Consider the following 12,264-nt stretch of genomic DNA (forward strand, 5'->3'; position numbering starts at 1 on the left):
CAATATTCACACAAACAAGCTTATTAATGAAAACAAACTTTTATCATCTTTTGGTCTGGCTGGTTGCTTTTAGTATAGGTGTCCCGGCTATGGCTCAGACTGGTACGGAAAGGGTAAAACCTTTCAGTCATTTATCTGTTTCGCTGAATGCGGGAACACTGGGAGGAGGATTGCAGGTGGCCGCTCCGTTGAACGATTATCTGGGACTTCGTGCCGGATTCTCTTTGTTGAAGTTCAATTATAATTATGATTATGACGGAACCTATGAAGGTCCGTTGCCGGCAAATGCCCGTGTCGGTAATGAGGATCCGGATAGATATTATACGGTTCCTTTGAAGGCCAAAGCAAATATGGCAAACGGAATGGTGTTGCTTGATTATTTCCCGTTCAGAAGATCAGTCTTCCATGTGACTGCCGGACTGCTTTTCGGAACGTCGTCCATCCTGAAAGTGTCGGGTGAGACAGACGAACGGATTGAGGTGGGAGATATTATCATCGAGCCGGGAGCGGACGGACGTGTGGAAGCTGCTCTGAAAACCAATGCCGTGAAGCCTTACGTCGGACTCGGATTCGGGCGTTCGGTGGCTCACTCACGCGTAGGTTTCAAGTTCGAATTGGGAGCTATGTTCCATGGCAATCCGAAGATTGAAGCAACTACCGGAAAGATCGTGGAAGATGCGGTTGACCAGGAACTGAGCCGTTTCAATAAATTCCTGAAAAACTTTAAGGCTTATCCCGTACTGAACTTCCAGTTATCTTATCGGATATTCTGACGGACTTTCAGTTGAGGTGTCAAAAGTCTTTTTTACCACGGACTACACAGATTCTCATAGATAATTCATTTTGATAATCAACAGCTTGCAATTCAATCTATGTTAATCTGCGTAATCTGTGGTGAAAAGGGGGCAACTCAACTCTTATAGTTTATTCTTATATATCTTTGCCATGGCCTTCTGATACTGGTTCTCCAGTTGCAGATAGTTCTGTTTGCTCTGATATACTACCGATACTTCTACAAAATATTCTATCATACTGATTTGTCCGCCTGTCAGTGCTTGTTTCAGCAAAGATAAATCCTGTTGTGCCTGAAAGGTTTTCTCGTATTCTTCCATTGAAGTGCGTAGTGTGTGGGCTTCGCGGTAAAGTTGTGTCAGTTCCGATTCCACCTGTACCGAAGTATTGGCCCGTTGCAAGTCGATGTTCAGTGACTGTGCTTTGGCTATCTTCACTTTGTTGCGGTTCTCAAACAGGGGGAATGAGAAACCTACGACAACTCCGTTGAAAGGCTCGCCCGATTCGGTATTCCGACGGTATCCCAGTTCCAGCTTCGGAAGCCATTGCGATTTGTTGACTGAGATTTGTTTGCGGGCGGCGGCACTTTCACTGTTGAGAGCCTGCAGTGTGTAGTCCGATGCCAGAACTTCCGTTTTCAGTTCTTCGTAATTGGTAGGAAAGATAACAGCCGGATAGTCGGAGTCTTCAAACACGACCGGTATGTTTCCGTTCAGTGCCGTCAGCTCCTGTATTTTATTCCGAAGGGCCGTTTCGTTTAACGATGCTTCTGTTTTCACGTTCAGCAGTTCCAGATTGATCTTATTGGTTTCGATCACGTTGGCATCTCCTGTTTGCAAACGTTTGGCATACATGGCAGATAGCTCCTCGGCGTTTCGCAAACGTTCTGCCAGTATCTGTTGTTGCTTGCGCAACATGATGATATCCAGACAAACATCTTTAGCCTGTAACAGGATACTTTGGCGGAATACATTTTTTTGCCCGTCAAAAGCACCGGACTTCAGTCGGTTCAGTTGATTGCGGGTGGCATACAGGCTCGGAAAGTCGAAACTTTGGGAGACTACAAGCTCACCGATCGTATTATTCTTATCTTTGTTGTTCCACAAATGGGCATACGAAAGGGTAGGGTCAGGCAGATTATTGTCCGTCCGGGCTTCCAGCTTCTGTGAGGCAATCAATTGTGCGTTGGCTTGCAACTCTTTATTATTGGTTTCGATGTTGCGCAGTACCCCGTCTATACCGGTTTGTGCCTGCAATCCGGATAGCGCAAAGAGGGTGGCGGCAAGTATGGTTATTCGTTTCATATGATTATTGGGGTTTATGGCTTCACATCTCTGAGGGTATATCGAAATTCGTATTCACCACAGAGTATCACAGAGTTCCACAGATGACTATCAAGTTATCAATAGATTAAGGTAACTCTGTGGTGCATGATGACACACTCTCAGGAGTGAGGCCTTTTATTATTTTCTTTTTCCGTTCATCATCAGATAAACAATCGGGATAATAAATCCGTTCAGGAAAGTCGACGTCAACAGACCGCCCAGGATTACCTTTGCCATCGGACTTTGAATTTCGTTACCGGGCAGACTTCCGCTTAATGCCAGCGGTATCAGTGCCAGAGCGGACGAGAGGGCTGTCATTACAATCGGGTTCAGACGGTCGAGTGATCCACGGATAACGCTGTCGTATACTCCCAATCCTTCTACCTGTTGCAGGTGGTTGTAATGGCTGATAAGCAACATACCGTTACGCGTGGCGATACCAAACAGCGAAATGAAACCGATGATGGCCGGGATGCTGATTTCTCCCGTTGTGATCAGCAAGGCAAACACACCTCCGATCAGTGCCAGAGGCAGGTTTATCAGGATGACCGCCGACTCCTTCACGCTGCGGAACTCATGATACAGCAGCAAGAAGATCACTACAATGGACATGAATGAGGTCAGTGCCAGAGTGCGGCTGGCTGCCTGCTCGCTTTCAAATTGTCCGCCGTATTCGATGTGATAACCTTCGGGGAGCTTGATTTGTTCGTCCACCTGCTTTTGAATATCATTTACCACACTTCGCAAATCACGATCGGCTACGTTGGCAGAAATGACGATTTTGCGTTTTACGTTTTCGCGGTTGATGGTATTCGGCCCCATAGCCGAAACTACGTCGGCAATGTAACTCAACGGCACTTTCTTTCCGTCCTGTGTGTCTACCATCAGGTTGCGTATCTTTTCGGCTTCGTCACGGAAATTGTTTTCCACTTTCACAATCAGGTCGAAGCTCTTACCCTGTTCGTATACTTGCGAAATCACTTCACCGGCCAATGCCACATTGATATATTCAGAGAATTCCGGCAGAGTAATGCCATATTTAGCCAGCATTTCCCGTTTGGGGGTGATCTTCAATTGCGGACGTTCGATCTGCTGTTCTACGTTCAGGTCGGCGATGCCCGGAATGTTGCCGATAGCCCCTTTTATCTGGTTGCCCAGAGAGAACATCTTGTTCAGGTCGTCACCGAACAGTTTGATGGCGATATTGGCTTTGGTACCACTGAGCATAGCGTCGATACGATGGCTGATGGGCTGTCCTATTTCGATATTTGCTCCGGTGATGGTACTTAATTTCTCTCGTACATCCGCCATCAGTTCGGTACGCGAGCGGTCTTTCAGTTCGAATGGCGCTTCTATTTCCGATACGTTTACACCTAAGGCATGTTCGTCCAGTTCGGCACGTCCGGTCTTGCGGGCCACTGTCTGTATCTCGGGGATGGAGAGCAGAAGTTCCTCGGCACGGTGTCCCATCTTATCGCTCTCTTCGAGTGAGATACCCGGCAACGAACTGATGTTGATAGTGAACGACCCCTCGTTGAACGGCGGAAGGAACGAGCGTCCCAAAGTGAAGAAGAATCCCAGAGCGATGATGAATAGCCCGATGGTACTTCCCAAAGTTACGCGTTTGTGGGATAATACCCAAGTCAGTGCTTTTTCATACCCTCCTTTCATCCAGCGCGCTACGAGGGCCTCTTTCGGGAGTTTGTCCCCTTTGTCTTTACCCAGCAGATACGAGCAAAGTACCGGGGTCAGTGTCAATGCCACTATCGTCGATGCGAATAATGCTACGATGAAGGCAATGCCCAGCGGAACCAGCATGCGTCCTTCCATACCGGAAAGGAAGAAGAGAGGCACAAAGCTGACGACAATAATCAGCGTAGAGTTCAGGATAGGCATACGAACCTCTTTGGAAGCGTTGAATACCACCTGGATAACCGAAAGGCGTTCACTCTCGGGCAGGAGGCGGTTCTCACGCAACCGTTTGTATACGTTTTCTACATCGACAATGGCGTCGTCCACCAGCGAACCGATGGCGATGGCCATACCTCCCAGACTCATGGTATTGATGGTCAGTCCCATGAAGTGTAAGGTAAGTATGGAGACAAGCAGTGAGAGAGGCAGTGTCACCAGTGAAATGACCGTAGTCCGAACATTGGCAAGGAACAGGAACAAGACGATGACTACAAAGATGCCGCCCTCAAAGAGTGACTTCTTTACATTGCTGATGGAGCTCTCGATGAAACGGCTCTGGCGGAAAATGTCGGTAGATACTTTTACATCCGGTGGCAGATTCTTTTGCAGGTCTTTCAGTGAAGCCTCCAGTTTATCGGTCAGTTCCAACGTACTGGTGGAAGGTTGTTTGGTGACGGTCATCAGTACTGCGGGTTTCCCTCTTTCCGAGGCGGTACCCAGTTTGGGAGCTTTTGGGCCAATCCGGACATCGGCTATGTCTTCCAGCAGTACGGGTACACTATTGATGCTCTTTACCACTGCTTTGCCCAACTGATCTACTTTGGCGGTAGAAAGTACGCCGCGTACAATGTACTCGTTGCCATACTCGTAAAGTACTCCTCCGTTTGCATTCAGGTTCATTCCCCGGGTGACGGTCATCACCTCGTTCATCGATACACCGTAATGACGCATACGTTCCGGATCGAGTTGAATCTGATATTCTTTCAATTCACCTCCCAATACGGCTACCTGTGCTACACCTCCGGTAGAGAGCAGGCGCGGACGGATGGTCCAGTCGGCAATGGTGCGCAGGTCGAGCATGGAAGTCGAGTCGGCTGTTAATCCGATAATCAGGACTTCACCCAGAATGGACGACTGTGGTCCCAGTGTCGGTTTACCTACATTCGAAGGAAGTTCTTCGCCTACGATGGCCAGCTTTTCGCTTACAATCTGGCGGGCAAGGTATATGTCGGTTCCCCAGTCGAATTCTACCCATACGACAGAGAATCCGTTGGTCGAAGACGAACGTACACGGCGCACACCGGTGGCACCGTTTACGGCTGTTTCTACGGGAAAAGTCACGAGTTGTTCCACCTCTTCGGCTGCCATACCGTTGGCTTCGGTCATAATGACCACCGTCGGGGCATTGAGATCGGGGAACACGTCTACTTCGGTATGCATGGCGGTATAAGTTCCGCCAATCAGCAACAGTACCGAGGCTACAAGCACCAGGATACGGTTCTGAAGAGAGAAATGTATGATTTTATTTAACACAATATTCTTTGTTTATAGTTTGTAACCTATGATTGCCGGATTTACTTCGATTGTAAATCTTCCAATCGTAAATCTTTTAATGTTCGTGACTGTGTGCAGGTATTGCGTTGCTTGCTGAAGCCAGTTTTACCTGATAAGCACCTTGGGTCACTACCCGGTCACCGGCTTTAACACCCGAAAGTATCTGTACGCTCTTACCGTTATCGGCTCCGAGGGTGACTTCCTGTTTCTTATATCCTTCTTCATCCAGTTGCAGATAGATGAAGAATAGGCCCTGTTCTTCGGTTAGTGCGGTGCGTGGAAGCGATATCACGTTTTCCATGGGTGACGACAGCAGGTATACTTCAACGAACGAACCCGGAATGATGTCACCCTTATTGTCGAATTCGAAAGTGACCGGCACGTAAAATGAATTGTCGCCGGCCGATTTGCCGAATGACAAAAGGCGGCCGTTCAATCCTTTCAGTTCGTATACTTTATCATCATACGGTGTCTTGAAATTGGCCGAACCGATGGTGCGCAGAGACGGATAGTATTTCTCCGAAACTTCGGCTCGCAGGAAGAGACGGCGGTTCTGTGTAACGCTGACCAATGGCTGGCCGATGGTCACGTAATCTCCTTCTTTCACCAGGATATTCTTTACGAACCCGGCAATAGGGGAAACCACAGCTTGTCCGCCTGCCGAATGATTCTTGGCAAGTGCTTCATAACTGATACGTGCATTTTCATAATTTTGTTCTGCTTGTGCAAACTCTTTGTCGGATACGATTTTGTTTTTTACAAGTGCTTGCATACGCTCGTACTCCTTCTTGGATATTTCGTAGGCGATGCGGGCACGTTGTACCGGGTCGCCATCGGCAATGTTGCTGGATGAAATGGTCACCAATGCAGTGCCTTTGCCCACACTCATGCCTTCGGTCACTTTACCGCGAAAACTAACGACCCCGGCCACAGTAGCTACCGCTACGGATTCGTCTCCCTGTGCAGCCAGCACTTGTCCGCTCGTTTTTATCACTTGTTCAAAAGCTTCCGGTGCGATGACGCTTGTTTTCACTCCGGCTGCTTCAGCTTTTGCTTTCGGCAGGATGATTTCGTCACTGTGACCGGCTACCGGTTCGGTACTTTGGCTGTGTTCTTCACCCTCGTGATCATGTCCTTCATGATCTTCGCCTTCGTGATTGTGGTTTTCACCTTCATGGTCGTGGTCATGTGCTTCTGTTCCATGGTCGTGGCCTTCGTGGTTGCCACCCGATTTACTGTTGCAGGAACCCAGGATAAACAATCCGAGGATTCCCATAAAGATAAGTTTCTTCATGATGATATAAATTCTTTACTTTTGATGATTCTGGGAAGTAGATCTGTGTAGGTTTTAAACCAAATGCCTTTGGTTTAAAGCTAAGGCATCGTTGGTTTTAAAGGAATATCCCATTGGTTTTAAACCAACGGTCAGTAGATTCCTAACCTTACGAAATAGGGCTTATAAGCCTATACAACAGGGTATGGAGGGGCACGAAGGCCGAAGGCACAGTTGATAACCGTGCTGTGAAGAGATTCCCGGTAGGCGTAATAATTCTTAATACGCCGCTCTTGGGGCTTGAATAAATTCTCTATGATAAGGTCCGTAAATAAGATGGCAGTAAACAGATAGTGAGGGCTGTGGTCTGCCTGTACGGATGGGGTTGGCGAATTGAGACGTGTCATGCATCCGTCATTGCAGCACGAATCATTGCTTGGATAATGATGATGTTTGGTGCACTGAGGCTCTGGTGTCACATCATTTTTCATACATATCATGCCATTGGCATGATGATGATGTGGAATAACGGGTACGACCAACATGATCATGCTGATAAAAAGGAGAAAAGAGAGTATGTACCGTTTATTCCTCATTCTTATTTTTATATTGAGCGACAAAGATAGTCTATCATCGGGTAAAAAACAAACAGTGTTACTTAAAAAACAAAAAGACAAGCAGATAACTACTTGTCTTTTCAGAAGAGAACGTCAGAAACGTTTATTTTTTCTTTCCTCCTTTGTCTTTGGTGCATTGGGCGTCTTTACATCCGGTTTTGGCTTTACAATCAGCTTTTTGTTTGCATCCGTCAGTTGTTTTCTTACCTGCTTCTTTCTTGCAACATGCTTTTTCTTCCTTTTTACAGCATGCTTTGCTGTCTTTTTTATCACATTGCTCTTTCTTGACTTCTTTCTTCTTTGCGTCCTGAGCTTGGGCAGTAGTGCCCACCATGCACATTGCTGCAACGAAAGCAGCACAGAAAACTAATTTCTTCATACGGTTTCTTTTTTAGTTGATTAAACGGTTTTTGTACCTTTCTTTATAATTTAACAGGTAAGGGTTGCCGTATGTTAGTTATCAAATATTAAATTCATGCGAATAAATCATGGAAGTATTATCTTTCCAACTCCCGTAGCGAATCCATTTTCTTTTTATCAAGGAATTCATAGATGCCGCATAAGTGTTCTGTTACTTTTTTGTTGCCAAACTCATATACCTTGGTCACCAGTCCGTCCAGAAAATCGCGGTCGTGTGATACCACAATCAGTGTACCATCGAAATCTTTCAGTGCCTGCTTCAGGATGTCTTTGGTTTTCAGGTCGAGGTGATTGGTAGGTTCGTCAAGAATCAGCAGATTCACAGGTTCCAGCAACAGCTTGATCATGGCCAGGCGTGTACGTTCACCTCCTGAAAGTACTTTTACTTTTTTCATCGACTCTTCCGGTCCGCCAAACATGAACGCTCCCAGCAGGTCGCGTATTTTATTACGTATTTCTCCTTTGGCCACATCATCGATTGTCTGGAACACAGTTAGGTTCTCGTCCAACAATGATGCCTGATTTTGAGCGAAGTATCCTATTTGGACATTGTGTCCCAGGGTCAGTGTTCCGTCATGTTCTATTTCGTTCATGATACATTTTACCAATGTCGATTTACCTTCACCGTTTTTGCCGACAAATGCTACTTTATCGCCGCGTTCAACTGTCAGAGTGGCGTTACGGAAAACAACATGGTCGCCATAGGTTTTGCCGACACCGTCCATAATGACAGGATAGTTGCCCGAACGGGGTGAAGGCGGGAACTTCAGACGCAATGCCGATGTGTCTTCTTCGTCCACCTCCAGTATTTCCAGTTTTTCGAGCATTTTTACCCGGCTTTGTACCTGAAGTGTTTTTGAGTAGGTACCTTTGAAGCGTTCGATGAAGTCTTTTGTCTCAGCGATAAACTTCTGTTGTTCTTCATAGGCTTTCTGTTGCTGTTCGCGGCGTTCTTTACGCAATTCCAGGTATTTGGAATAGTTTACTTTGTAGTCGTAAATACGTCCCATGGTCACCTCGATGGTGCGGGTAGTAATGTTATCGACGAATTTTCGGTCGTGACTGATGACAATTACCGCCTTTCCGTTATTGATCAGGAAATCCTCCAGCCATTGGATGGATTCGATATCCAAATGGTTGGTAGGCTCGTCCAGTAAAAGTACATCCGGCTTTTGCAATAAAAGTTTTGCCAGTTCGATGCGCATCCGCCATCCGCCACTGAAGTCACTTGTTTGCCGGTGGAAGTCTTCACGCATGAATCCTAAACCGAGCAGTGCTTTTTCTACATCCTCTTCGTAGTTGGTGGCATCGATGGCGTAGAACTTTTCGCTGAGGGCCGACACATTTTCTATTAGCTCCATATAGCTGTCGCTTTCATAATCTGTGCGTGTTTCCAACTCTTTGTTCATACGTTCTATTTCGGCTTCCATCTCGTGAAGGTGGGCAAAAGCTTGCGCTGTCTCTTCGAAAACCGTCCGTCCGTCTTCTGTCATCAGGTGCTGGGGCAGATAAGCAATGACGCACTCTTTAGGGGCAGATATTCTGCCACGGGTAGGCTGGCGTACTCCTGCCAGAATTTTGAGCAAGGTACTTTTGCCGGCACCGTTTTTTCCCATGAGCGCGATGCGGTCTTTTTCGTTAATGACAAATGAAATATCGCTAAATAAAGTGGTTCCGCCGAATTCCACGGCCAATCCGTCTACTGAAATCATATCGCTTCTTTAAATTTTAGCCGCAAAGATAATCAAAACTATGATTTTTTTTTATACCTTGCGGGCTGAATCGAATAAGATTGAATGTAGAATTAAAAGTAAACCTATTATATAAAATGGAAAATGAAGAAATAAAAAGTCTTCGTCCTCTTATTCTTGTGGCCGAAGATGATGATAGTAACTTCAAATTGATTAAAGCTATTATCGGTAAAAAATGCGACATTCTATGGGCAAAGAACGGTGAAGAAATGCTGAACTTATACCGTGATCACGGAAAAGAAGCGTGGGCTATTTTAATGGATATTAAGATGCCGATTATGAATGGACTGAAAGCAACCCGGATCATTCGTCAACAAGGAGCTACCCTGCCTATCATCATGCAGACTGCTTATGCCTTCAGTTCGGACCGGGATAATGCCATCGAGGCCGGTGCAACCGAGGTGCTGGTAAAGCCCATTACGGTAAGTGCTCTCCGGAATTGCCTGAATAGTTATTTCCCCGAGATTAAATGGTAAGATTATATCCTCTTAAAATAAATAGGGCTGACTTCAATAATGAAATCAGCCCTATTTATTTTAAGAGGATATTTGTTTTCAGATTTCTGTTTCCATTTGGAATTTACGGCTTACCTTCATTAGATTGATCGTGTAAGTCACTACGTTTTGTGCTTCTTGAATCATGGTCAGATAAACCATGCTCACTTTAATACTGCCTGTTTGGCTCTGGATACGCTGTAACTCCTGGCGCTTCAGATGTGAGAGTTGTGAGTTCAGTTCGTTTGCACGGCGCAAATCTTCCTCAAAGTTATTGTAATTGTTGGTTTCTAACTTCTGGCGGCATTGCTGGATCAGATAGGTGATGTCCTCGGCTACATCTCCGAATTCACCTTTCTGGATGGCATCCAGCGGATTGAAGTTATTGTCGATATGTTCAAGGCAGGGCTCGCACAGACGGCTGATACTGTATACCAATTCACTGGCAAAGTCATTTCCCTGATAGTAATAAAGTCCTTTTTCAAGTACGGTGTTATTATCCAGTTTGCACATTGCTACAGTCCCGGTGCGTTTCATCTGTTTGATCAGTTGTTTTTCGAATTTGGTAGATCCCATTGCTCTGCGTAGTCCGCGGAGGTTTTCGTGTAAGAACGATGTGACGGTCAGTTCGAAGTTTTGTTCTGCATATTCCAATACTTTGCCCAGTTCTTCACGTGTGTGTTTGCGCATCAACGACAAGGCTTCGTGGCTACTTGTAGCTTGCATCAGTTGTTTCAGGGTTTCATTGCCTTTTTCCTTTTCTTTTTTCTTCTTGTATATCAACTGGCTGCGGATCAATGTGAATGCTGCCAGTCCGATCAGTGCGATGATGGCAATGCTGCCTCCGAAATGGATGATCATAGCAACGAAGAAACAGATGGTGAAAGCGGCTCCGGCTGTGATGAACCATCCGCCAATGACACTTAGTACACCTGTGATGCGGTAAACGGCTGAATCACGTCCCCAGGCACGGTCGGCAAGTGAAGTACCCATGGCCACCATGAAAGTAACATAAGTGGTAGAGAGGGGGAGTTTCAGTGAAGTACCCACGGCGATCAGAAGGCCGGCAAGTACCAGATTGACAGAGGCACGAACCAGGTCGAATGCCGCTCCGTCGGCTATGATGGCTTCGTCTTTGCGGAAGCGGGTATCCATCCAGCGTTTGGCGCTTTCGGGAGTAATACGTGAAATGCCGTTGGCAAGCGTGAGGCTGAAGCGTACCAAGGTACGTGCTATCGGTGTGCTTCCGAAGTTCTCTTCTCCTTCATCCTGGCGGGAGAGGTCTACTGAAGTCTTGATTACTGCATGTGCTTTTTTGGAGGTGCACAAGGCATATACCATGATGGCTCCGGCACCTATCAGGAAGTACCACGGTGTTTTGGCTGAACCCATCAGTGAGGTCATCAGGAAACCATCAGGACCTACAGCGGTTCCGTTAGCTGTATAATCCATAAAAGAAGAGTAACCAGCCAAAGGTACACCGATGAAGTTGACAAGGTCGTTACCTGCAAATGCCAATGCCAATGCAAAAGTTCCCAGCAGGACAACTACTTTGAATACATTTACTTTCAACCAGTGTAATATCTGCATCAGGATGGTAGAGATGACGAAAAAACAGCTTACCAGCATCATTGTATTTTCTTGTACCCACTGCTTGTTTTCAGAAGTCATGAACGAGCTGTCCTTCAATCCTTTTATTACCATGAAATAGATGATGGCAGTGGAAGCAATGCCACCGAACAGGGCAATGCTGTATTTCATCTTGTTTTTATAATTGAATGTAAACACCATACGTGCCAACCACTGTACAAGCATACCGAAGAAGAAGGCAATGGCAACTGAGACAAAGATTGCCATGATGACGGACAGGGCTTTGTCGGTGTTGATAAGATCTCCCAGTCCCAGCGTGTCGCTGTTGTGCACTTTAATCAGTGCCAGGGCAAAAGTACCTCCGAGAAGTTCGAATACCATCGAAACGGTGGTGGAGGTAGGCATTCCCATTGAGTTGAAAACGTCGAGCAGGACGACGTCCGTCAGCATTACGGCAAGCAGGATGCACATGATTTCGGCAAAGTAGAAATGCTCCGGTTGGTAGATGCCGTGTCTTGCAATGTCCATCATGCCGTTTGATAAGGAGGCCCCGATGAAGATGCCGGCACCGGCTATAAACAATATTGTTTTGAAAGATGCCGCCTTCGCTCCGACAGCCGAATTCAGGAAATTTACCGCATCGTTACTTACGCCGACCATCAAATCGAATACGGCAAGCACGAATAGGAAGATAATGATACATAGATAAATTGTCTCCATAAATGTGTATGTTATTTCTGGCTGCAAAGGACGGAT

General features: G+C 46.3%; 9 protein-coding genes. 2 read left to right on the plus strand and 7 right to left on the minus strand.

Annotation, left to right across the window (positions count from 1 at the left end):
* Positions 1–26: 26 nt before the first annotated feature.
* On the plus strand, positions 27–773 hold the full coding sequence (locus KO473_RS08515) for a hypothetical protein (RefSeq protein ID WP_044302044.1): 747 nt from the start codon (positions 27–29) through the stop codon (positions 771–773).
* A 144-nt stretch (positions 774–917) separates the two neighbouring features.
* Here the strand turns inward: KO473_RS08515 and KO473_RS08520 are convergent, their stop codons facing one another.
* The 6 genes from KO473_RS08520 to KO473_RS08545 form a co-directional block, all read right to left on the minus strand.
* Positions 918–2,096 carry a TolC family protein gene (locus KO473_RS08520; protein WP_101603647.1) on the minus strand — a complete coding sequence of 393 codons (1,179 nt, stop codon included), beginning with the start codon at positions 2,094–2,096 and terminating at the stop codon, positions 918–920.
* Between the two features lie 159 nt (positions 2,097–2,255).
* Positions 2,256–5,342: an efflux RND transporter permease subunit gene (locus KO473_RS08525; RefSeq protein WP_122130369.1), complete on the minus strand. Its 3,087-nt coding sequence runs from the start codon at positions 5,340–5,342 to the stop codon at positions 2,256–2,258.
* A gap of 76 nt (positions 5,343–5,418) precedes the next feature.
* The gene (locus tag KO473_RS08530) at positions 5,419–6,657 is read right to left on the minus strand and encodes an efflux RND transporter periplasmic adaptor subunit (RefSeq protein WP_122130368.1); all 1,239 of its coding nucleotides are present in this window, start codon (positions 6,655–6,657) and stop codon (positions 5,419–5,421) included.
* A gap of 170 nt (positions 6,658–6,827) precedes the next feature.
* Positions 6,828–7,232, minus strand: coding sequence for a DUF6769 family protein (locus KO473_RS08535; RefSeq protein ID WP_122130367.1), 405 nt, complete (start codon positions 7,230–7,232; stop codon positions 6,828–6,830).
* Positions 7,233–7,356: 124 nt separating this feature from the next.
* Complete coding sequence (locus KO473_RS08540) at positions 7,357–7,632, minus strand: hypothetical protein (RefSeq protein WP_122130366.1); 276 nt, start codon at positions 7,630–7,632, stop codon at positions 7,357–7,359.
* 118 nt (positions 7,633–7,750) lie between these two features.
* Positions 7,751–9,385, minus strand: coding sequence for an ABC-F family ATP-binding cassette domain-containing protein (locus tag KO473_RS08545; RefSeq protein ID WP_122130365.1), 1,635 nt, complete (start codon positions 9,383–9,385; stop codon positions 7,751–7,753).
* A gap of 116 nt (positions 9,386–9,501) precedes the next feature.
* On the opposite strand from KO473_RS08545, the gene KO473_RS08550 reads away from it, so the two are divergent.
* Positions 9,502–9,900, plus strand: coding sequence for a response regulator (locus tag KO473_RS08550; protein ID WP_122130364.1), 399 nt, complete (start codon positions 9,502–9,504; stop codon positions 9,898–9,900).
* Positions 9,901–9,978: 78 nt separating this feature from the next.
* On the opposite strand, the gene KO473_RS08555 is transcribed toward KO473_RS08550, so the two are convergent.
* A complete protein-coding gene (locus tag KO473_RS08555) occupies positions 9,979–12,228 on the minus strand; it encodes an inorganic phosphate transporter (protein ID WP_005808257.1) in 2,250 nt (749 codons plus the stop codon).
* Positions 12,229–12,264: the final 36 nt, after the last annotated feature.

Source organism: Bacteroides sp. HF-4919 (assembly GCF_018860125.1).